This is a genomic window from Gluconobacter kondonii, assembly GCF_002723995.1.
In the GTDB taxonomy this organism is placed as follows: domain Bacteria; phylum Pseudomonadota; class Alphaproteobacteria; order Acetobacterales; family Acetobacteraceae; genus Gluconobacter; species Gluconobacter kondonii.
Genome location: NZ_BEWP01000005.1, coordinates 57155 through 78245, shown reverse-complemented (window position 1 = coordinate 78245; position 21091 = coordinate 57155). Strand labels below are relative to the sequence as shown.

Annotated in this window: 23 protein-coding genes and 2 tRNA genes; 18 read left to right on the top strand and 7 right to left on the bottom strand. The window is 59.7% G+C overall.

Annotated features, from left to right (window positions below):
* Nucleotides 1-86: 86 nt before the first annotated feature.
* Nucleotides 87-707: a J domain-containing protein gene (locus GKO01_RS06965; RefSeq protein ID WP_099286421.1), complete on the bottom strand. Its 621-nt coding sequence runs from the start codon at nucleotides 705-707 to the stop codon at nucleotides 87-89.
* A gap of 69 nt (nucleotides 708-776) precedes the next feature.
* Here GKO01_RS06965 and GKO01_RS06960 point away from each other — a divergent pair, with 69 nt between their 5' ends.
* On the top strand, nucleotides 777-1091 hold the full coding sequence (locus GKO01_RS06960) for a BolA family protein (RefSeq protein ID WP_099286420.1): 315 nt from the start codon (nucleotides 777-779) through the stop codon (nucleotides 1089-1091).
* Nucleotides 1088-1681, top strand: coding sequence for a LolA family protein (locus tag GKO01_RS06955; protein ID WP_099286419.1), 594 nt, complete (start codon nucleotides 1088-1090; stop codon nucleotides 1679-1681). Before GKO01_RS06960 ends, GKO01_RS06955 begins: the two co-directional genes overlap by 4 nt.
* Here GKO01_RS06955 and lipB read toward each other — a convergent pair.
* Nucleotides 1662-2363, bottom strand: a complete 702-nt coding sequence (lipB, locus tag GKO01_RS06950) for a lipoyl(octanoyl) transferase LipB (protein WP_167383442.1) — start codon at nucleotides 2361-2363, stop codon at nucleotides 1662-1664. The two genes, GKO01_RS06955 and lipB, sit on opposite strands and share 20 nt — an antisense overlap.
* A gap of 59 nt (nucleotides 2364-2422) precedes the next feature.
* On the opposite strand from lipB, the gene GKO01_RS06945 reads away from it, so the two are divergent.
* The 7 genes from GKO01_RS06945 to GKO01_RS06915 all read left to right on the top strand — a co-directional run bounded on the left by GKO01_RS06945 (nucleotide 2423) and on the right by GKO01_RS06915 (nucleotide 6769).
* Nucleotides 2423-2508, top strand: a tRNA-Leu gene (locus GKO01_RS06945).
* A gap of 213 nt (nucleotides 2509-2721) precedes the next feature.
* Complete coding sequence (gene galU / locus GKO01_RS06940) at nucleotides 2722-3606, top strand: UTP--glucose-1-phosphate uridylyltransferase GalU (protein WP_099286417.1); 885 nt, start codon at nucleotides 2722-2724, stop codon at nucleotides 3604-3606.
* A 109-nt stretch (nucleotides 3607-3715) separates the two neighbouring features.
* Entirely contained in the window at nucleotides 3716-3910 is a 195-nt protein-coding gene (locus GKO01_RS06935) for a DUF3553 domain-containing protein (protein ID WP_099286416.1), read from the top strand.
* Entirely contained in the window at nucleotides 3910-4677 is a 768-nt protein-coding gene (locus GKO01_RS06930) for a ComF family protein (protein ID WP_264815838.1), read from the top strand. The genes GKO01_RS06935 and GKO01_RS06930 overlap by 1 nt, the downstream gene beginning before the upstream one ends.
* A gap of 7 nt (nucleotides 4678-4684) precedes the next feature.
* Entirely contained in the window at nucleotides 4685-4942 is a 258-nt protein-coding gene (grxC, locus tag GKO01_RS06925; RefSeq protein ID WP_099286414.1) for a glutaredoxin 3, read from the top strand.
* A complete protein-coding gene (locus GKO01_RS06920) occupies nucleotides 4943-5425 on the top strand; it encodes a DUF2147 domain-containing protein (protein WP_099286413.1) in 483 nt (160 codons plus the stop codon).
* 72 nt (nucleotides 5426-5497) lie between these two features.
* Entirely contained in the window at nucleotides 5498-6769 is a 1272-nt protein-coding gene (locus GKO01_RS06915) for a lactonase family protein (RefSeq protein WP_099286412.1), read from the top strand.
* A gap of 62 nt (nucleotides 6770-6831) precedes the next feature.
* Here GKO01_RS06915 and ubiG read toward each other — a convergent pair whose 3' ends face one another.
* Complete coding sequence (gene ubiG / locus GKO01_RS06910) at nucleotides 6832-7587, bottom strand: bifunctional 2-polyprenyl-6-hydroxyphenol methylase/3-demethylubiquinol 3-O-methyltransferase UbiG (RefSeq protein WP_099286411.1); 756 nt, start codon at nucleotides 7585-7587, stop codon at nucleotides 6832-6834.
* 164 nt (nucleotides 7588-7751) lie between these two features.
* Between ubiG and GKO01_RS06905 the strand changes: the two genes are divergently transcribed.
* The 6 genes from GKO01_RS06905 to prfA all read left to right on the top strand — a co-directional run bounded on the left by GKO01_RS06905 (nucleotide 7752) and on the right by prfA (nucleotide 14969).
* Nucleotides 7752-9077, top strand: a complete 1326-nt coding sequence (locus GKO01_RS06905; RefSeq protein ID WP_099286410.1) for an aspartate kinase — start codon at nucleotides 7752-7754, stop codon at nucleotides 9075-9077.
* Nucleotides 9074-10153: an NAD(P)H-dependent flavin oxidoreductase gene (locus GKO01_RS06900; RefSeq protein ID WP_244901366.1), complete on the top strand. Its 1080-nt coding sequence runs from the start codon at nucleotides 9074-9076 to the stop codon at nucleotides 10151-10153. Before GKO01_RS06905 ends, GKO01_RS06900 begins: the two co-directional genes overlap by 4 nt.
* A gap of 14 nt (nucleotides 10154-10167) precedes the next feature.
* The gene (locus tag GKO01_RS06895) at nucleotides 10168-11418 is read left to right on the top strand and encodes a helix-turn-helix domain-containing protein (protein ID WP_099286409.1); all 1251 of its coding nucleotides are present in this window, start codon (nucleotides 10168-10170) and stop codon (nucleotides 11416-11418) included.
* Between the two features lie 92 nt (nucleotides 11419-11510).
* Nucleotides 11511-12656: a flavodoxin-dependent (E)-4-hydroxy-3-methylbut-2-enyl-diphosphate synthase gene (ispG, locus tag GKO01_RS06890; protein ID WP_062031453.1), complete on the top strand. Its 1146-nt coding sequence runs from the start codon at nucleotides 11511-11513 to the stop codon at nucleotides 12654-12656.
* Nucleotides 12656-13903 carry a histidine--tRNA ligase gene (gene hisS / locus GKO01_RS06885; RefSeq protein ID WP_099286408.1) on the top strand — a complete coding sequence of 416 codons (1248 nt, stop codon included), beginning with the start codon at nucleotides 12656-12658 and terminating at the stop codon, nucleotides 13901-13903. The genes ispG and hisS overlap by 1 nt, the downstream gene beginning before the upstream one ends.
* Nucleotides 13904-13907: 4 nt before the next feature.
* Nucleotides 13908-14969 carry a peptide chain release factor 1 gene (gene prfA, locus GKO01_RS06880; protein WP_099286407.1) on the top strand — a complete coding sequence of 354 codons (1062 nt, stop codon included), beginning with the start codon at nucleotides 13908-13910 and terminating at the stop codon, nucleotides 14967-14969.
* Between the two features lie 3 nt (nucleotides 14970-14972).
* Here the strand turns inward: prfA and GKO01_RS06875 are convergent, their stop codons facing one another.
* Complete coding sequence (locus tag GKO01_RS06875) at nucleotides 14973-15443, bottom strand: hypothetical protein (RefSeq protein ID WP_099286406.1); 471 nt, start codon at nucleotides 15441-15443, stop codon at nucleotides 14973-14975.
* Between the two features lie 30 nt (nucleotides 15444-15473).
* Between GKO01_RS06875 and prmC the strand changes: the two genes are divergently transcribed.
* Both prmC and GKO01_RS06865 read left to right on the top strand, forming a co-directional pair.
* The gene (gene prmC, locus GKO01_RS06870) at nucleotides 15474-16319 is read left to right on the top strand and encodes a peptide chain release factor N(5)-glutamine methyltransferase (RefSeq protein WP_099286405.1); all 846 of its coding nucleotides are present in this window, start codon (nucleotides 15474-15476) and stop codon (nucleotides 16317-16319) included.
* A gap of 277 nt (nucleotides 16320-16596) precedes the next feature.
* A complete protein-coding gene (locus GKO01_RS06865; protein WP_244901375.1) occupies nucleotides 16597-17058 on the top strand; it encodes a DUF4167 domain-containing protein in 462 nt (153 codons plus the stop codon).
* A gap of 60 nt (nucleotides 17059-17118) precedes the next feature.
* Here the strand turns inward: GKO01_RS06865 and GKO01_RS06860 are convergent, their stop codons facing one another.
* Together GKO01_RS06860 and GKO01_RS06855 are read right to left on the bottom strand one after the other, a co-directional pair.
* On the bottom strand, nucleotides 17119-17988 hold the full coding sequence (locus GKO01_RS06860; protein WP_099286555.1) for a glycosyltransferase family 2 protein: 870 nt from the start codon (nucleotides 17986-17988) through the stop codon (nucleotides 17119-17121).
* A gap of 74 nt (nucleotides 17989-18062) precedes the next feature.
* Nucleotides 18063-18137: transfer RNA gene (locus GKO01_RS06855), tRNA-Met, on the bottom strand.
* A gap of 215 nt (nucleotides 18138-18352) precedes the next feature.
* Here GKO01_RS06855 and GKO01_RS06850 point away from each other — a divergent pair.
* Entirely contained in the window at nucleotides 18353-19552 is a 1200-nt protein-coding gene (locus tag GKO01_RS06850) for a mechanosensitive ion channel family protein (RefSeq protein ID WP_099286404.1), read from the top strand.
* Here the strand turns inward: GKO01_RS06850 and GKO01_RS06845 are convergent.
* Nucleotides 19544-21085, bottom strand: a complete 1542-nt coding sequence (locus tag GKO01_RS06845) for an APC family permease (protein WP_099286403.1) — start codon at nucleotides 21083-21085, stop codon at nucleotides 19544-19546. The genes GKO01_RS06850 and GKO01_RS06845 overlap by 9 nt on opposite strands.
* Between the last annotated feature and the right edge of the window lie 6 nt (nucleotides 21086-21091).

The window sequence follows — 21091 nt, the reverse complement described above, 5'->3', positions numbered from 1 at the left end:
GGGACTCTGGGGCTTTCTCTGGCTCTTGGATCAGGGCGTTCTGGAGAAGATGGAGCCTTGGCGTCCTCTCTTCCAGTCTAAAAATATCAGGAAACGAAATCGTCCTGACGCGTGAAATGGACTTTGAGCGTGGCATAGGCCGAGCCGATGGCCTTGAAACGCTCCTCGGATGTCGCATCGCCGATATTGGCATCAGGATGATGCCGGCGGGCGAGGGCACGGTAGCGGCTTTTCACGTCCTCGAAAGAAACAGGCCATGTCAGGTCCAACGTGGCCAGTGGCTGCCGCAGGGGCTCGGGAATTCCGGCGGCCTGAGCGGACGCGCGCTGTCGTGCCGCATCCTTGGCCCGCTCCGCCCGGCTGTGACGGGTCGCACCAAGAATATCGAGCGGATCAATGACGTCGTCTTCGTTGAACTCCGCTTTGTTCGCCGTGCCGGTTCCCAGCTTCCACGAAGGGCGTTGCCAGGAAACATCGGCCCGCAGATGCGCCTCGATCTGGCCCGGTGTCATGCCGCGATAGAAGTCCCAGCGGGAATTATATTCGCGGACATGCTCAAGGCAGAACCAGAAATATGACCGTAAGGCATCACGCCCGCGCGGCGCACGATAGCCGGCAAGTTCGTTGCAGCCCGGATGGTCGCAGACCTGTTCCGGCGCGTCAGGATCGGGATCGAATGCCCGGTGTCTGGTGGATTTGCGCTGCATGGTGTCTGATATGGGCAATCACCGCCGCCCGATGCAAGCGGGCATTCCTCAAGCCGGACGATTTTCATCATGTCTGAAACAGCTTTACACCCTTCCGCACAGCCCTCCAGTCGACGCGAACGGATTGCAATCCTTCTTCAGCAGGGACTGGCCCCCACAAAGCTCGAAATCCAGGATGACAGCGCCCGCCATGCCCATCACGCCGGAGCCAAGGCCTTCGGTGGTGGAGGCGAGACGCATTTCAACATCGCCATTACGAGTGCGCGTTTTGACGGACTGAACCGGGTGGCGCGGCACCGGCTGGTCAATGACCTGCTGGCGGAGGAGTTCCGCTCCGGCCTGCATGCGCTGTCGCTGGTCCTGCATGGAGAACAGACCCCATGAGACGTGCTCTTTTCGCCCTGCTACTGCTTTCAAGCTGTGCGACCAGCGGATATGACCGCCTTCCCAAACCCGATCAGAATGACGTGCATCGTATCGAAGCGTATCTGAACGGTATTCAGGGATTGCAGGCGGCTTTTATCCAGCATGGACCGGACGCAGGCGAAAGCGGCGGCCGCTTTTCGTATATTCCGGGACATCTGAGGCTGGATTACGTCGTGCCGCATCCGATGGAACTCGTGGCCGGAGACGGTCATCTTGTGTTGGACGATCAGGGAACAGGCGCTGTTACGCATCTGTCGCTGCGACATAATCCGCTTGGGCTGCTGCTGAAACACCCGATCCGCTTTGATGGCGACATTCAGGTCACGGATGTGCGGCATGGGAACGGATCGCTTCAGATTTCCGTAGCCCAGGCCGATAATCCTTCACAGGGCCTGCTGACGCTCCAGTTTTCGGACGTGAACGGTCAGCTTAGCCTGATCGGGTTGCAGGGCGTTGATGCCCGGCAGCATCATTTCGGCGTTCTGCTGTCGGATGTGAAACAGGGCGTGGTGATCGTGCCCTCCGTGTTCACGCCTCCTGCGGGTTAGAGCCGAAGCGACCGGGCCAGGCGGCGGCAAGCGCGTCATCCAGATCCTTCATCGTCAGGCTGCTGTCGAATCGCTGAAGACTGGTGACGCCGAATTCGCGGATGCCGCAGGGGACGATCCCGTCAAAATCGTCCAGATCGGGGCTGACATTGATCGACACGCCATGCCAACTCACCCAGCGGCTGACGCGGATGCCCAAAGCGCCGATCTTTGCTTCAAGCCCGCTCAGCGGATCAACCGTCCAGACGCCAATCCGCCCTTCACGGGTGAAGGCTGTTACCCCCAGCCGGGCGAGGGCATCGATCATCCAGCCCTCCAGACCCGCCACGAAGGCCCGCAGATCGCGGGGAGGGACGGTGCCATTTGGTTTCGTCAGATCCATCATCACGTACCCGAGCCGCTGTCCTGGACCATGATAGGTCCATTGCCCTCCACGCCCCGCGTCATAAGTCGGATATCTGTGGGGGTTATAAAGATCGACATCCTTGGCCGATGTTCCGGCTGTAAAAACGGGCGGATGCTCGACGAGCCAGACCAGAGGCGCGGCGGTTCCCCGATGAATCGCTCGTGCGCGCTCCTCCATGAACGCCAGTGCGTCAGGGTAGGGCGTCAGTCCCGGAGAGGACGTCCACAAAATTTCTTCATAAATCGTATCTTGGGTCATTGCCCTCGTATCTGTCATCGGCTATAGCCCCTCCCACACCGGACGGTCATGCACCAAGCAGGATCGTTTGTCACGGGGCGGCCGTGGCGGAATGGTAGACGCGCAAGCTTGAGGTGCTTGTGGGGGCAACCCCGTGGAAGTTCGAGTCTTCTCGGCCGCACCACTGACATTCAGATGTCGGTGTATCCCAATAAAAAAATCGTTAATCCCTGAATTATTTTCTTCCCTCAAAGGGGAAGGTTTTACTAAGGTGTCGATAGTCTGTGCCATATTGTTGCCAGACTATTAAGACAGGGGTATTCCTCTTACGTCCTTGAAGAACGTCTAGGCTTCCGTTCGGCAGTCGGGCGTCATTTCGTCTGATGTGTGAGGTTTCGTGATCAAGCCACTGAAAAAAGCTGTTCTTCCTGTTGCCGGTCTCGGTACGCGGTTTCTGCCCGCGACGAAGGCTATGCCGAAGGAAATGCTTCCTGTTGTCGACAAGCCTCTGATCCAGTACGCGATCGACGAAGCGCGTGAGGCCGGGATTGAAGAATTCTGTCTGGTCACCGGGCGCGGTAAGGACAGCCTCATCGATTATTTCGATATTGCTTATGAGCTTGAAGCAACGCTCAAGGAGCGCGGCAAGAAGAGCGCGCTTGAAGCGCTGGCCCCCAGCAGTGTGCAGGCTGGCTCTCTGGTGGCTGTGCGTCAGCAGGAGCCGCTGGGCCTCGGACATGCGATCTGGTGCGCCCGTTCCTTCATCGGCGATGATCCGTTCGCGATCCTGTTGCCGGACGATATCGTCAAAGGACGCAGCTGCATTGGTCAGCTGGTCGAAGCCTACAACAAGACCGGTGGCAATGTTGTTGCTGTGACGGAAGTTCCGCGCGAGCACACGAACCGCTACGGCATTCTCGATGTTGGTCATGACGATGGAAAGCTGGTGGAAGTTGAAGGGCTGGTTGAAAAGCCTGCTCCGGAAGATGCCCCCTCGAATCTGTCCATTATCGGTCGCTATGTTCTGACGCCGGACGTCATGAAGTATCTGGCGAAGCTGGAGCGTGGTGCAGGCAACGAAGTTCAGCTCACGGACGCCATGGCCAAGACGATCGGTGAAGTGCCGTTCCATGGCCTGCGCTACGAAGGCACCCGTTATGACTGTGGCGACAAGGCTGGCTTCCTTGAGGCCCAGATTGCCTTCTCGATCGACCGCGAAGACCTCGGAGCGTCGGTGAAAGCGTTCCTCAAGAAGTACAAGCAGTACACAGACGCACCCTGATCCGGTCGGGTACGATTGATCCGGTTTGCCTGCAAGACGCTGCCTTCGCAGGCAAACCGAAAGGTCCCATCCGGTCAGGCTACATCCCGTGGCGAGGAGTACGGCAAGCATGTCAGTCAGCGGGCCGTTTCAGTCCTTTCTTGAGCCGGGGCAGATTGTCCTGCATCCTGACTACCCGGACTGGGGATGGGGACAGGTTCAGTCCGCAGTGGGTAAGCGTGTGACGGTCAATTTCCAGCATCAGGGTAAAGTCCTGATCGACGCATCCCGCGTTACGCTCCGACTTCTGCCGAAATCCCGGTGATGCGGGTAGGCCGTCGTATAGCCCGCACACTCCTCAATACACTTTTGCCTCCCGTCTGTGCGGCCTGTGGCACCGAAGTCATGACAGAGGGAGCTTTTTGCAGCACCTGCTTCCAAACGGCACACCGGATCGTCTCTCCGCGATGTGGTCGTTGTGGTGTTCCACTGGAAAATGAGGGGCTTGGGGGGACGCAGAACTGCTGTGCTGCCTGTCACGCCCATCCGCCGGTCTGGCGTTCCGCCCGAGCCGCATTCGTTTATGACGCATGGTCCCGGCGCCTGATCCTGCCATTGAAATATTCCGATCACACCGAAAATGCTGCGGTTCTGGCGCGGCATATGGCTGTTGCGGCTGAAGACTTGCTCGGGAAGGCAACGCTTGTCGTTCCGGTGCCGCTGTATCGCACCCGGTTATGGAAACGGCGTTACAATCAGGCCGGTTTGATGGCGCAGGGTGTGGCGCGGCTCGCAGGGGTGCCCTGTGCGGTGGACGTCCTTCAGCGTGTCCGCTCCACAAAGGCGTTGGCCCGCCTGTCCGCCGAAGAGCGTGAGCAGGAGGTGGCGCAGGCAATCCGGGTCAGAGTGGGGCGGGACGAACAGATACGCGGACAGGCTGTTTTACTGGTGGATGACGTGCTGACGACAGGCTCCACGGCAACGGTCTGTACGCTGGCTCTGATGCAGGCCGGGGCGGCAAGCGTGGATATTTTGGTTGCAGCCCGGACCGGGAGAGTGGATGAACAGAACCCGCGCTTTGTCCAGGAATGAGAATCCTATGCCGAAAATCGAGATTTTTACCCAGCCTGGATGCCCGTATTGTGTGCATGCTGTCAGTCTTCTTCGCTCCAAGGGCGTGACATTTCAGGAAATCAATGCCCCGCACGGATCCCCCGAGCGTGAAGAGTCCATTCGCCGTTCGGGGCGTCGCACGGTTCCCCAGACGTTTGTGGGCGAAGAATCCCTGGGGGGCTGTGATGACCTGATAGCGCTTGATCGCGCCGGGCGGCTCGATGCCCTGCTGGGCAACGTCTGAATGCGCGCAGCGGGTCTTTTTGCGGCTTTTCTTCTGGCAGTATTGTCACTTTCACATGCCGGTGCCCAGTCTCCCGGCCCGACAGACGCCCTTCCAGCGGATATTCCTGAACGGGGCCTTTGGCTGTCAGAAGGGCATGACGGGCTGTTTTCGATTCAGCCCTGTGGCCATGCTCTGTGCGGTCAATTGATTGGCATGACCTATGAAGGGGAAATGCCAAAGGACGTCTGGGGGCGTTCGCAATGCGGTATCCGCATGCTGACAGACTTTGTCCCAATCGAGGATCGTAAATGGCAGGGCCATATTCTTGATCCAAGAACCGGACGGGTCTATCAGGCGCGGATATGGGTTTCCCAGCCCAATGTTCTGAAGCTACGCGGATTCGTTCTGGGAATGCCCCTTCTGGGTGAAACCCAGACATGGAGCCGCTACGCTGGTCCGCCTGTCGGGCCACAATGCAAGCTGCCGAAAGACGTACACTAGGCCGGATGTCGGGAAACCTGCATCATGGCCCGGACGTTATCTTTGCCCCATCGAAAGGAATGCAGACCCATCATGTCCCACCCTGTTTCCCGCCGCAGTTTTGCGGTCGGACTGGTTGCCGGTGTTGCGGCTGCCGGTACTGGTATTGCTGGTGCCGCCGATCCTGAGAAGACGCTTCCCACGCCACCTCCGCCACCGAAGCAGGTTTCGAAAACGATCTGCTTTGTCGGCGGATATACGAAACACGGCCCCCCGGGCGGCGGAACCGGAAACGGGCAGGGCATTGCCGTTTTTGACATGGACCGCGAAACGGGCGTTTTGACGCCGATCACGACGTTCACCGATATCGCCAGCCCATCTTTCCTGACGATCTCGAAAGACCAGCGCTTCCTCTATGCGCTGAGCGAAATCGACGATTTCAACAAGAATGGTGACGGGTCCGTCACGGCGTTTGCCATCGACCCCAAAACCGGTTCGCTGCGCAAGCTGAATGTCGTTAGCTCAATGGGCGCTGTTCCGGCTTATGTGAGCATTCACCATTCGGGCCGCTATGTGCTGGTGGCCAATTATGTCGGTGGAAATGTGGCGGTTCTGCCCATCCGTTCGGACGGGTCTCTGGGCGAAGCATCGGACGTGGTTCACAACACAGGCCCGCGCCAGCCGGAGCGCGCTGCGGACAATCCGCAGGGTAATTTTGCCGTTTCCGATCATTCGGGCTCGCATCCCCACATGATCCATTCCGATCCAAGCGGAAAATTCGTGCTGGCCGATGATGCAGGTTTGGACCGGGTGTATGTCTGGACGCTGAACCTCGATACGGGCAAGCTGATCCCGGCCAAGACGCCGTATTACGACATGGAACCGGGCTCAGCGCCGCGCCACTTCCAGTTCAATCATTCCGGTCGGATTCTGTACAATCTGTGCGAACAGGATTCGAAGGTCGTTGTTTCCAACTTCGATCCGGTCACCGGCGCGATCAGCAATATCCAGACGGTCAGTACGGTCACGTCGCATTTCCGTGGCTCGACGCTTGCGGCGGAAATCCTGATCTCGGCCAGCGGAAAGTTCGTTTACGTCTCCAACCGGCTCGGTGATTCGCTGGCCGTGTTTGCCATCGGTACCGACGGAACACTCACGCTTCAGGACGAAGTCTGGATGCACGCGGATTATGGCCGTGCCCTGATGTTCGATCCGTCCGGAACGTTCCTGTTCTGCGCCAACCAGCGTTCAGATGCCGTGACTTCGTTCCGGGTAGACAAAAAGACGGGCGAAATTGCGTTTACGAATAATTTCACGCCAGTCGGAAGCCCGACGACCTTCGCGTTCATGAACACGCAGGCCTGATCGGCTGTTTCTCCGGCTAAGGCGCTTGCGGCGGATGATCCCGCTGCAAGCGCCTTTTTTGTTCAGTCCTTGCGGAAAATCGCGATGTAGTTGATGCCAGTGTCTCGGCTCTCGCGCCATTTGAACGGCACATAGCTCATACCCGCGATGTCCAGCATCCGCAGACCGGCCTGTCGGGCCATGGCGGCCAGTTCGTCCGGCTTGATGAACTTCTTCCAGTCATGCGTGCCCACGGGGAGCATCCGCAGCAGATATTCCGCACCGAGTTTGGCGATAGCGAAAGAGCGCGGCGTGCGGTTGAGCGTGGACACGGCGACCATTCCGCCCGGCTTCGTCAGCGTAGCCAGCATGAGCAGAAACTCCTGCGGATCATTGACGTGTTCGATGACTTCAAGCGCATTGACGACGTCGAACCGCGTCCCTTCTGCAACAAGGTCTTCCGCGCTGCCATTGCGATAAGACAGGGGCGCGGCTTCAGGCGGCAGGGGATGTTGGGCCAGATGCGCTTCGGCTGCCCGGATACCGGCGGCGCTGGCATCGATTCCAAGCGTTTCAAACCCGAGTTTGGCATAGGCCTCGCTGGCCAGACCCGCGCCGCAGCCGATATCGAGCAGGCTCAGAGGTCCGGCGGACGCGGCGCGCAGCGGGGCAACGTGACGGCTGACCCATTCGGTTCGTAAGGGGTTCATGGCATGGAGCGGGGCCATGGGGCCGCGCGGATTCCACCAGTCTTCTGCCAGGGCGCTGAAATGGGCAATTTCGGATTCCGAAACGGATGAACGTCTGAAATCCTGTCCCGGAGATGTTTCTGTGGGCATCAGAACTGTCCTTCTGTGTGCCTGTCTGCCGTGCGTCATCTGGACGTGGCGGAGCGAGACGAGTATGTGGACCGGCAGAGTCTGTTCAGGCGCCGGGTGTTTTGCGGTACCCGATGCCAGACCCGAGCGCGCAACGCCAGACACGTACTGGAGCCTTATCCGCGATGTCCATGCCCGATACTCCCGTCCACGACCAGCTTTCCGGTCGTGCCGATCCTCATGCCGCCATGACTGGCGAAATTGAGAAACGGAAGACGGTTGTCATGAAATTTGGCGGCACATCCGTCGGAAATATCGAGCGTATCCGGAACGTTGCGAAACGGGTGAAGGCGGAGCATGACCGCGGACGCCGCGTGGCGGTTGTTGTATCGGCGATGGCGGGTGTGACGAACCGGATGGTCGGATATTGTGCGGAACTCGATCCGCTGGCCGATCCGAAGGAATATGATGCCGTGGTGGCCGCAGGCGAGCAGGTGACGAGCGGACTTGTCTCCATCGCCCTTCAGGCGCTCGGCGTGAAAGCGCGGTCGTTTCAGGGCTGGCAGATCCCGCTTGTGACGGACGACGCCCACGGCAAAGCTGCTATCGAAAGCGTGGACGGCACGGCGCTGCTGGCCTGTCTGGATGACGATGTCGTGCCGGTTGTCGCAGGTTTTCAGGGCGTAGGGCCTGATGGACGGATCGCAACGCTGGGGCGCGGTGGATCAGATACCTCCGCCGTGGCCGTCGCGGCTGCCATCCATGCCGATCAATGTGATATTTATACCGACGTGGACGGGATCTACACGACCGATCCGCGCATCGTGAAACGCGCAAAGAAGCTGGATCGCATCACTTACGAAGAGATGCTTGAACTGGCTTCCGTAGGCGCCAAGGTACTTCAGACCCGCAGTGTCGGTCTCGCCATGCGCGAGAATGTCCGGGTGCGGGTGCTGTCATCGTTCGCCGAGACGGATGATGACAGTGGTTCGATTGTTGTTGATGAGGACGAGATCATGGAGAAGGAACTGGTTGCGGGGATTGCCAACTCGCATGACGAAGCGAAAATCTCCGTACGGAACATTCCGGACCGTCCGGGCATCGCTGCCGCGATTTTCGATCCGCTGGCCGCTGCGAACATCAATGTCGACATGATCGTCCAGAGCGTTGGCGTGGACAATCTGACGAACATGACCTTCACGGTTAGCAAGGCTGACGAGGCCGCTGCCCGCTCCGTGCTGGAGAAGGCCCGCGAATACGTCCAGTATGGCGAACTGATCACGTCCCATAACGTGGTGAAGATCAGTGTCGTGGGCATCGGGATGCGCTCGAATGCCGGTCTGGCCGCGCGGATGTTCCGCACACTGGCCGATCGCGGCATCAACGTGCAGGTCATTTCCACGAGCGAGATCAAGATCTCGGTTCTGATCGATTCCGAATATACTGAACTGGCCATGCGCGCACTGCACACGGCTTATGGGCTGGATGCCAAAGAGGAAGCCGACGCGTGAGCGAAACCCTGATCGAGACCCCGAACGAGACCCGGGGCGAGGCTCTGGACGCCCGCGCGACGCTGGACCGGCTATGGAAGCCGGGCTGTGACTTCCTTGGAAGCGACGTTGCGATCCTCGGCGGCGCTATGTCCTGGGTTAGTGAGCGGCATCTCGTCTCGGCCATTTCCAACGCTGGCGGGTTTGGTGTCATCGCCTGTGGCGCGATGTCTCCCGAGCGTCTGGAAGAGGAAATCGTTGCCACGCAGGCAATGACGAAGCGCCCGTTCGGGGTGAACCTCATCACCATGCATCCCGAACTGGACCGACTGGTGGATGTGTGTCTGGCGCATAACGTCTCTCACATCGTGCTCGCAGGCGGGGTGCCGAACAGTGCCACGATCCGCAAGGTGCGCGATGGCGGGGCACGGGCGATCGGTTTTGCGCCTGCTCTGGCTCTGGGCAAGCGTTTGGTGCGGATGGGCATCGAGGCTCTCGTGATTGAAGGCTCGGAAGCGGGCGGCCATGTCGGGCCCGTGTCTCTGACGGTTCTGGCGCAGGAAATCCTGCCCCATATCCGCGATGTGCCGGTGTTTGTGGCTGGTGGTCTTGGACGTGGTGATGCCGTCCTGTCCTATCTGGAGCAGGGAGCCGCTGGGGCGCAGCTCGGAACGCTGTTTGCAGCATCCGAGGAAAGCATCGCGCATGAGAACTTCAAAAAAGCCTTCCTGCGCGCCAATGCCCGTGATGCCGTGACGACCGTCCAGCTTGATGAACTGTTCCCGGTCATTCCGGTTCGGGGCCTGTCGAATGAGGGTGGTCGTCGTTACGCCCGTCTTCAGGGCGAAGCGCTTCAGAAGTTCCAGAGCGGCGAACTGACCAAGGAAGAAGCGCAGCTCTCGATCGAGCACTACTGGGCCGGTGCGCTGCGTCGTGCCGTTATCGAAGGGGACGTGGAAACGGGTTCCGTCATGGCCGGTCAGTCCGTCGGCATGGTCAAGGAAATCCGTCCGGTCGCCGATATTCTTGCGACGCTGGTGCAGCAGGCCGTTGATGCCATAAAGCAGCGCGAAACCCGTATTCACGCTGCCAGCTAACGGATCATCCGGTTATGTCCTCTCCGTCCTCCAGCCGCCCGTTATCGCAGTCTTCTGACCAGCCCAGTGTTGGAAAGGTGCTGCGCGAGCGTCGCGAGGAACTGGGATGGCGGCTGGAAGACGTGGCGGAGTGGCTGCGAATCCGCCCGAAACTTCTGGCAGCGCTTGAAGCGGACGATCTTTCGGGGCTGCCGGGTGTGGCTTATGCCGTCGGCTTCCTGCGGACTTATGCACACGCCATGCAGCTTGATGCGGACGCGCTGGTCGAGCGTTTTCGGCGCGATACGCGTGGTGCCGTGACACGCAAGACGGAGCTGGTTTTCCCGCAACCCGAAGGGGATCGGGGGCTGCCGGTTGGCGTGCTGGTCGGTGCCGGGTTGGTGGTCGTGGCTGTGGCCTATGTTGGTTGGTACCGTTTTACGGCACACGACACACCGGCGCAGCGTCAGGTTCCAGCCGTGGCAGAACTGATGCCGGGTGCGGCAACTCCTGCCACGACCTCCCCCCAGGTCGCCTCCGTCATGCCTGGACGCGCACCCACGCCCGAACCTCATACTCCGGTCGTCGCGTCGCCCACTCCTGCTGGGCCGCCAACAGTTTCCAGCCCTGTGCAGACGGTTGCGGTTCCGCAAAACCTGCCTGCGTCTGCACCGGAACAGGCTGTACCACCGGCTCCGTCGCCTGATGAAGATGATGCAACTGTCCCAACGCCTCCGGCTGAGACCGTTGCGCCTGAAAAAGCTCCGACACCCGGACAGCCGGCTACGGATCTGCCTCCGGCTGTTCCAGAGGGAGCTGTTGTCGTGCGGGCACTGTCGCACGTCTGGACGCAGGTCCGGGACAAGGACGGGCACGTCCTGATCTCTCGCGTGATGCAGCCGGGCGAAAGTTGGCAGGGCGATCCGGCAGGTGCGCCTTTCCGTATGTCGTTCGGCAATGCGGGTGGTGTGGTGCTGACCACGGCGGGGGCGACCAGCGCGCCTCTGGGTCGGGAAGGGCAGGTCCGGCGCAATGTCGAGGTGACGGCCGATGCCATCCGTTCCGGCTCATTCGGATCGGGTGTGGCCCTACCGGTTCAGCCCAGTGCCCCCCAATCACCAGCCGCCACGGACGCACCGGCTCTCGTGCCGTCTGTGGCTGCAAAACCGGCTCCGGCACCTGTTCCGCACAAAACCCCATCGCCAGAGCGTGACGTTTCGGCCGATGATCTGAATGCCCGGCAGCTTGAACATCAGCCGCTGGAACAATCGTCGCCACCGCATTAAACCCTTATATCCGTCAGGGGGGCTCAGTGCCCCGAAAATACAGCCCCCTGCGTTAGAGCTTCCGGTTTCCACCGGGCACGAAGAGGTAAATCATGAGCAGCTACCGTCCGTATCAGCACATCGAACGTCGCAAGTCGCGCCAGATCCATGTCGGCAAGGTCGCGGTCGGTGGTGATGCCCCGATTTCCGTGCAGACCATGACCAATACCCTGACGTCGGACGCACAGGCCACGATCGACCAGATCCGCCTGTCCGAACTGGCTGGCGTGGACATCGTCCGCGTCTCCTGTCCGGACGAGGCCAGCACCGAGGCTCTTGCGGAAATCGTCCGTGAAGTGAACGTCCCCATCGTTGCGGACATCCACTTCCACTACAAGCGCGCCATCGAGGCCGCCAAGGCCGGTGCTGCGTGCCTGCGAATCAATCCGGGCAATATCGGCAGCGCCGAGCGCGTGCGGGAAGTCGTGAACGCCGCCAAGGATTATGGCTGCTCCATCCGCATCGGCGTGAATGCCGGTTCGCTGGAAAAGCACCTGCTTGAAAAATACGGCGAACCCAACCCCGAAGCTCTGGTCGAGAGCGCTCTGGAGCATGCGAAGATCCTTCAAGACCACGATTTTCACGAGTTCAAGATCAGCGTGAAGGCGTCCGACGTGTTCATGGCGGTTGCGGCCTATCAGCAGCTTGCGGATTGCTGTGACCACCCGCTTCATATCGGCATTACCGAGGCAGGCTCCAAGCGTGCGGGTACCGTGAAGTCCTCCATCGGTCTGGGCAATCTGCTTTGGGCTGGCGTGGGCGATACAATGCGTGTGTCGCTCTCGGCCGCACCGGAAGAGGAAGTTCTGGTTGGCTGGGATATCCTGAAGTCCCTTGGCCTGCGTCATCGCGGTGTGAAGATCATTTCCTGCCCGTCCTGTGCCCGTCAGGGCTTCAATGTTGTCGAGACGGTCCAGACGTTGGAAGATCGCCTCCAGCACATCAAGACGCCGCTGACGCTGTCCATCATCGGCTGCGTTGTGAACGGCCCCGGTGAGGCACTGATGACCGATCTCGGCGTGACCGGTGGTGGCAATGGTCGTCACATGGTGTATGCGGCCGGTCGTCAGGATCACACGATGCCGGGTGGCGACATGATCGAGCATATTGTGGACCTCGTGGAAAAGAAGGTCGCAGACATCGAAGCGGGCAAGGTCGAGGCCTCCACGGCCAAGCAGATGGACCCGGCAGCGCACTGATGTCCGGACTTCAGCCCCCTCGCGGGACGCACGACCTCATCGGCGAGACGATGCGCCGCCATCACCATGTCGTGGAGACGGCACGCCGGGTTCTGCGGACCTATGGGTTCGAGGAATGGAGCACGCCCATCTTCGAGGACACGCGCGTCTTTTCGCGCACGCTCGGCGAGACGTCCGATGTCGTGTCCAAGGAGATGTATACGTTCGAGGATCGCGGCGGTGAGAGCATCACCCTGCGTCCCGAGGGCACGGCGGCGATCTGCCGCGCGCTTGTTACGAACGGTCTGACGCAGTCCCTGCCGCAGAAGGTGTTCTATCACGGGCCGATGTTCCGCTACGAACGCCCGCAGAAGGGACGCTACCGCCAGTTCCATCAGATCGGTGCGGAATTGATCGGTGCGGAAAGTCCGCTGCGCGATGCCGAGACGATCGCCATGGCGCAGGATATCCTGCGTGAGCTTGGTCTGGGCGATCACGTCACGCTGGAACTCAACACGCTTGGTGATCTGGCCAGCCGTCAGGCCTGGCGTGAAGCACTGGTCGCCTATTTCCGCGATCATGCGGATGCGCTGTCGGAAGAAAGTCGGGTCCGGCTCGAAGCCAATCCGCTGCGGATTCTGGACAGCAAGTCCGAGCAGGACCGCAAACTGCTCGACGATGCCCCGGCCTTTGCGGACTATCTGAACGATGAGTCCCGCAAGTTCTGGGACACATTGCGCGACAGCCTTCAGGCATTCGGCGTGGACTTCGTTGAAAACCCGCGTATCGTCCGTGGTCTTGATTACTACAGCCACACGGCTTTCGAGTTCGTGACGTCCAAGCTGGGGGCTCAGGGCACCGTGCTGGCCGGTGGCCGGTATGAAGGGCTGGTCGAGCAGATGGGTGGTCCGGCCATCCCGGCAATCGGTTGGGCTGGCGGAATCGAGCGTCTTGCAATGCTGCTGGACAGCGCACCGGAGCTTCCGGCGGGAATTACGCTGGTGCCCATGGGCGATCCGGCTGTTCTGAAAGCTGCGTCGCTTGCGCGCGCGCTGCGTTCTGCCGGATTACGGGCGGAGATCGAAACGCGCGGCAATCTGAAAAAGCGGATGGAGCGCGTGGTGAAGTCCGGCGCATCCCACGCGATTGTTCTGGGCGATGAGGAAATCGCCAAGGACGTCGTTCAGCTTCGGGATCTGTCCAGCCGCGAGCAGCAGGAAGTTCCGGTTACGGACCTTGTGCGGCTCCTGAGCGCAGGACGCGCCTGAGCGTATGGCATTTGACGACAGGCTTGAGCGGATTGTCGCACGCTCAGAGGAAGTTCAGGCCCTGATGTCTTCCGGCGATCTGACGGGTGAGGATTTCACCCGTCTGTCGCAGGAGTATGCCGAACTGGAGCCGGTGGTGGCGTCCATTCAGGCCTGGAAAAGCGCGGAAGAGCAGAAAGCCGGAGCGCAGGCCCTGCTGGACGACCCGGAAATGCGTGAACTGGCGCAGATGGAGCTGGCAGAGATCGAGGCGACCCTGCCCGATCTTCAGCATGCCCTGCGTCTGGCGCTTCTGCCGAAGGATGCGGCGGATGAGCGCAGCGCCATTCTTGAAATTCGACCTGCCGCTGGCGGCGACGAGGCTGGTTTGTTCGCCGCGGAACTGTTCGATGCTTATCGCCGCTTTTCCGAGCAAAATGGCTGGCGTTTCGAAGTCATGGAATATTCCGAAAACGAAGTTGCGGGTCTTAAAGAAGGCATGGCGACCATTTCAGGCCGCTCGGTCTTCGCGCGTCTGAAATACGAATCCGGCGTGCACCGCGTGCAGCGCGTTCCGGCCACGGAAAGCCAAGGCCGCATCCATACCTCGACTGTGACCGTTGCTGTGTTGCCGGAAGCCGAAGAGGTTGATGTCACGATCAATGACGATGACCTGCGGATTGACGTTTATCGGGCGTCAGGTGCGGGTGGTCAGCACGTCAACAAGACCGAAAGTGCAGTCCGCATTACGCATATGCCCAGCGGCATTGTGGTGGCGATGCAGGAAGAGAAAAGCCAGCACAAGAACAAGGCCAAGGCTTTGAAGATCCTGCGCGCGCGGCTTTACGAACGCGAGCGTGCACAGCTTCATGCCACGCGGGCCGCAGATCGGAAATCACAGGTCGGGACGGGGGATCGTTCGGAGCGCATCCGGACCTATAATTTTCCGCAAGGTCGCGTGACGGACCACAGGATCAATCTAACGCTCTACAAGATCGACCGGATCATGAGCGGTGAATTCGACGAAATCATCGACGCCCTGACCCGGGAAGAACAGACGGAACTGCTCGCCGCCGCAGGGTTCTGAACCTCAGGTGTTGGGTGTCGCGCAGACGGCAGCACGCCCATGCCGGTGGGTTGCAACAGCGGCATCGTCGTAATCTACCAGAAAGAAGTCCGTGAAATTATTGCTGCCCACAGCGTCGAGCGAATGGCCTTCAGGATGGTGGAGCTGGCCTTCGCTGCTCACCTGATGGGTTTCCTGATGGCCATTCCGGACAATGGTGATTTCGCCGCACAGGGCGTAATCCACGTCGGAACGGCCAACCGGCAGCGCGATGGTCTGCGTCTCATGGGCCTTGGACAGCCCAAGTCTGAATGTTGCAACCAGATTGCCATCCAGATAGAGGCGCGAGACTTCCGAAATTTCTTCGGGCGCACGCTCGTCCGTTACCGTAAAGGACGGGGGCAGTTCTCTGGACAGGTCTGACTGTGCCTGAACAGGCGTGAGTGTGCAGCCAAGCAGCAGGGCGGAAAAGAGGAATGCACGTTTGGACGTCATGACACCAACTATAGCAGGTTCGCTTTGAAGATGATGGCCAAAGATGATCTTTTGCGCGAGGCCTCACAGGCGCTGGAGCAGGCCGGGATTGAGGATGCGCGTCGCGAAGCGCGGCTTCTGCTGTGCTGGGCAACAGGACGGGATCTGGGTGGATTGCTGTCTCTGGATGGCGTGGATGACGTCCAGCAGATACGATTCGCCGATGCCCTGACACGCAGACTGAATCGGGAGCCCCTGGCGTTCATCACGGGCGAGACGGGCTTTTGGACACTGGAGCTGGAGACGGCGCGCGACACGCTGATCCCCCGTGCCGACAGCGAGGCCCTGATCGAAGCGTTGCTGGATATCCACCCTGATCGGGATGCACCGTTGTCTATTCTGGATCTGGGCACGGGAACGGGTTGTCTGCTGCTCGCCGCCCTATCGGAATACCCTCAGGCAACAGGCGTGGGCGTTGATCTGTCTCCTCGGGCTGCGGCTCTGGCGCGACGCAATTCCCTTCGTACGGGGCTTGGGCCACGGAGTGTTTTTTTCGCCGGAAGCTGGGCGGAAGCCCTGAATGCCCGGTTCGATATCGTGCTCTCCAACCCACCTTATATCGAGACCGGTGATCTGTCGGATCTGATGCCCGAAGTTGTGCGTTATGAACCCGCGCGGGCTCTTGATGGTGGACCAGACGGGCTTGAAGCGTATCGTATTCTGTGTGCAGCCCTGCCGGATCTGCTGGTGCCGGGAGGGCATGCCATCTTTGAGATGGGGATCGGACAGATCGATGATGTGTCTGCGCTTGGAGTGCAAAACGGACTGCGGGACGTAGGGCGTCGGAAAGATCTGGGGGGGGTGGAAAGAGCGCTGGTTCTGCATTTGCCTGCATAAGAAGGCAGACAGTGGCGTGAGATAACGAAAAACCGTTGGCTTGACTGACGGAACTTGGTATGGCTAAAGCCAATGCATACGAATTTGAAGGTGTTTTACAGACACTCTCAGGCGTATCTTTGCCCATCGTTCATGTCATCCTGCACTGACGATGGAAGACTGGCTGAGCCGGGTTCAGCCATAGCGGAACAGACAGACGTCTTTTTCGATAGCGGCGGTCGGAACTTTCTGTGCTTGCAGAACGGTCCACGTCATCATGAAAGTGCATCACGGGTCGATGAATATGAAGCGCATAAGAGGCCGGCATCATCGTGCGGGCAGTGGGCCGTCACGTAGCAGCAGTAATGCCCAGACACCTCTGAACCGCAACCATGTGTTTGACAGTAACGGGCCTGATCTCAGGGTCCGCGGTACGGCGCAGCAGCTGTTCGAGAAGTATCTCCAGCTTGGCCGCGACGCAACCGGAACTGGCGACCGCATTCTTGCAGAAGCCTATTTCCAGCATGCGGAGCATTATTTCCGTATTCTCAACGCCATGAATCAGGCCGCTGAGAAAAGCCAGCAGGAACGTAACGAGCGCCAGCAGCAGCGGCAGCGGGCTTACGAAGACCGTCGTGAATCGCGCGGCGAGCGCGGTGAAGACGAGGCCCCGTCATCCGAGCAGGAAGGGGACTATGCTTCGGAGCGTTCCTCCGATGAAGATCATGATCGTCGTGCGGCGGAAGTCGAAGCAGAATAAGACGTTCTGTCTTCAGCGCCTCAAAAAGACCGGCCCGTAAGGAGCCGGTTTTTTTGTGCCTCAGACGCGCCCTACGAAGCGGTCTGGCAGGCGCCAGAGTTCTGTTCCGCTCAGATGCAGATCAAGGCGGTACAGGTCGTTCAGGCGCGTCTGGGTGCTGTCCTCGACCTGCTGGCGCCACTGCATGAGGCGCTCGTCTCGATGGTCGAGCGTGCTTTCCGTTCTGGGCAGTCCTGCCATTCCAAGCAGCATATTTTCCCAGTCCGTATTGTCGAGGCGCTGATGACGTCCGACGTCTTCCGATACCCAGGGCTGCCTGCGGGTCCGTTCCAGCCGCGCCAGACCCGATCCCAGATCGGCATAGCGCAGATGGAATAGGAAAAGGGGGGCGGAGAGGCTTGGGACGGCTTCTTCGCAACAGTGGAAACCCGGAGCCCAGGTGATGGGAATGCGGGTGAGGACCGGTTTGCACATCGCGCTCGAAAAGCGGAGATGGCGGCGCTGTAAAGAGACGGGACGGCTGTAGTCGAATGGGCCTTCCTCATCCGGACGGTGGATGACGTCAAAGCCTGTCGCCGTGACCACGGGGCTTCGGTTCAGCAGCGCGAATTCAGTCAGGGAAGGGACGAAAGCGGGGTCCGCGAGGAGGATTTCGTCCACATCCGTATAGATGACGCTGTCATACCATTCGAGCAGACTGTCACAGAATTTTCCGATCGCCCGGGTGCGGCGTTCGTCGTCCTGTGGAGAGCGGGGAATTCGAACGACATTCACCTGTCCGAGATGGGCTGTACACCCGTCATCTGAACCGTGATCGATGACATAACAGGCGCTTTCCCCGGCCTGTGCGCCATAATGACGTCGCCAGACCTGAAGATGCTCAGGCTCATTATAAATCATGGTCACGACGGCGAGGGGTTTTTTGATCATGTCCCGTAGATTACAGGAAATGACCTCACGCAGCAGCGTATGGGTCAGAAAAAACGAATTTTTAGGGAAAAGAATGGTAGCGGTGGACGGATTTGAACCGCCGACCAAGGGATTATGATTCCCCTGCTCTACCACTGAGCTACACCGCCATCCTGCCGGTCGAACCGGCGTTGTGGCGGGGTTTTAAGGGGGATCTTTCCGGGTGTCAACACGTTAGGTTCAGGAAAATGCGGCATAAAATAAGATGTTTTTTACGGGTCGCATTCCTGCGGCTGCCCGTGGCATTTGAGGTGTCACGGTTTTCCAATCAATCCGGCCTTCAGGGCTTTTTCAGTTTCTCTCGATACAAGGAGTCTTTCATCTGGTGATGCAGCACTTTGTCAGCACCCTGTTTGCCATAAGATCCTATTTCACCTGGCTTCCAGCGTCCGTCGTTTCGGTGTTGATGCTTGTGGTAGTGGGGGTGCTGGCGTTCTATTGCGGCAATCTTGTCACGAAACAGCTTCTGAAAATCCCGGGATCGCGCAAGGCCGCGTTGATCCGGCGTATCGTTTCGTCCCTGCGCAGGCCGACGCGGCTGATGGTCGCCCTGCTGGCCATGCTTTCAGCGCTCCCGGCTGCAACAGGTTTTACGGCGGCGCAGGAAGATAACTTTCAGCTCTCTTTGCTCTTTTTGCTGATCCTGACCTTCGGTTTCTCGGCGATCATGGTCTTCCGGATCATGACGGAGGTCTATCTCAACCGCCTCGCATCGCGGGAGCAGACTGACGACATCATGATCCGTTCACACCAGACGCAGATCCGCGTCCTGCGGCGGCTGACAGAGATTCTGGTGGGGATTGTGACGGTAGCATCGGCCCTGATGCTGTTCCCGTCCGTCAAGCAGTACGGACTGTCACTGTTCGCCTCAGCGGGTGCGGCGTCCCTGATCGTCGGCCTGTCAGCACGGGGGCTTCTGACGAACCTGATCGCAGGCGTACAGATTGCACTCACGCAGCCGATCCGCATGGAAGATCTGATCATCATCAATGGCGACTGGTGCTGGGTGGAAGAAATCAACGCGACTTATGTGGTGCTGCGTGTCTGGGACTGGAGGCGGCATATCGTGCCGATCTCGTATTTTTTGGAGAACCAGTTCGAGAACTGGACGCATAATTCAGCAGCCATTATCGGTGTGGTGTTTCTGTGGGTCGATTATCAGGCGCCGATGGATAAAATCCGTGAGATGCTGAATGAGATCGTGCGGGGCTGCCCGTTGTGGGACGGGCGCGTGTTCGACGTGCAGGTGGCCGACTGCAACGCGCATGTTATGTCTATCCGCATCATCGCCAGCGCACGCACGGCGCTTCAGAGCTGGGATCTGCGGTGTGATATCCGTGAGAAGATCATCGCCCGGATCCGTGATGAATGCCCCGAAGCACTGCCACGTTCGCGTTTTTCCATGATGCCGCCCGGTCCGGGCGGGCAGGACCCGTGGGAGCAGATGGCGCCCCCGATCGGACGGCCGCCGCCGGGAAGCTATATGGGCCCCGGAATGGGCAGCACGTCGATGTCGTCAGACTAAAGGCAGTTCGGGGCGCATTTTGGAGTGTCTGCGACCGTAGAAGACGTATGTTGCGATGCCCAGAACCAGATAGGTCACCAGAAGGATCAACGGCACTGGATTGCCGCTTCTGACGGCGCTGACCATGTCTGAAACCAGCGGGATGGTCATCACCAGACAGAACAGAATGCCCAGCGCAGGTGTCGTACCGATCCAGAACCCGCGGATACGGATACCGCCCAGCGGGACACTGAAGGGGCGAACAATGTCCGGGCGTGTGTTGCGCTGCCAGATCACGGTAAAGCAGACAATTCCGAACGCAGCTGCTGTTCCGATGGATACGAGGTCGCTGATGATGTCGATCGGCAGTGTCGCGGTGATGAGGGCAACGGCAAGGCCAAGTACGATCGTGCCGATCCACGGTGTGCGGAGCTGAGGATGGATGACGGAAAAGATCTGCGGGATCAGGCCGTCGCGGCTGATGGTCAGCAGAACGCGGGACTGGGCATACATCAGGCCCATCAGCACCGAGCACAGACCGATCGTGGCCCCGATATTGACCAGCAGGGCCAGCCAGGGCGTATGCATGATCTTCACGGCAATCGCGAGCGGATCGGGCACGTCCAGCTCACGATAGGGTACGATCCCGAGCAGGACCGTGGCGACGATCATATAGACGACCGTGCAGATCAGCAGACTGCCGATAATGCCGATCGGCACGTCGCGCGTGGGATTGCGGGCCTCGGCAGAAGCGGTGGAAACAGCTTCAAACCCGACATAGGCAAAGAAAATGACTGAGGCCGCACGAAAGATACCGCGCACGCCATAATGAAACCCACCTTCGCTGGGGGGGATGAACGGATGCCAGTTCGCCGGATTGATGGCACCGATCCCAAACGCTACGAAGACGAACAGAACGCCGACCTTGAGCGCCACGATCATGGTGTTGACGCGGGCTGATTCCTCGATGCCGCGCACGAGCAGGGCCGTGACGAGAAGCGTTGCTACGAAGCCGATCAGGTCGAAGCGCCATCCTGCGCTGATCTGTGCTCCGGCCGTGCCTGCAACAGGCTGAAGCGTCGCATGGGTCAAGGCCGCAGGGATATGAAAACCGGTGATGCCCAGAAGGGAACTGGCATAGCCTGAAAGACCGGCGGCAACGGCGGAACACGATATGCCGTATTCCAGAAGCAGCAGCCAGCCGACCATCCAGGCCACTTTTTCGCCCATTGAGATATAGGCGTAGGAATAGGCCGATCCCGAGACAGGCAGCGTCGAGGACAGCTCGCCGTAGGAAAACGCCGTGAACAGGCAGGCGAGGGCGGCAATGACGAAAGAGATCAGAACGGACGGACCGGCATATTCGGCCGCCGCCGTGCCGGTCATGACATAGATGCCAGCGCCGATCGTGGACCCGACGCCGAGGATGACCAGTTGGGTCGCCGTCAGGCTGCGCTTGAGGCCGTTCGTATCGTTTTCGAACAGGACCTGTTCAAGGGTCTTCCGGCGACCTGATCCGGAAACGTCAGGAGGAGATTGTATCGAAGCTGGCATGATCCG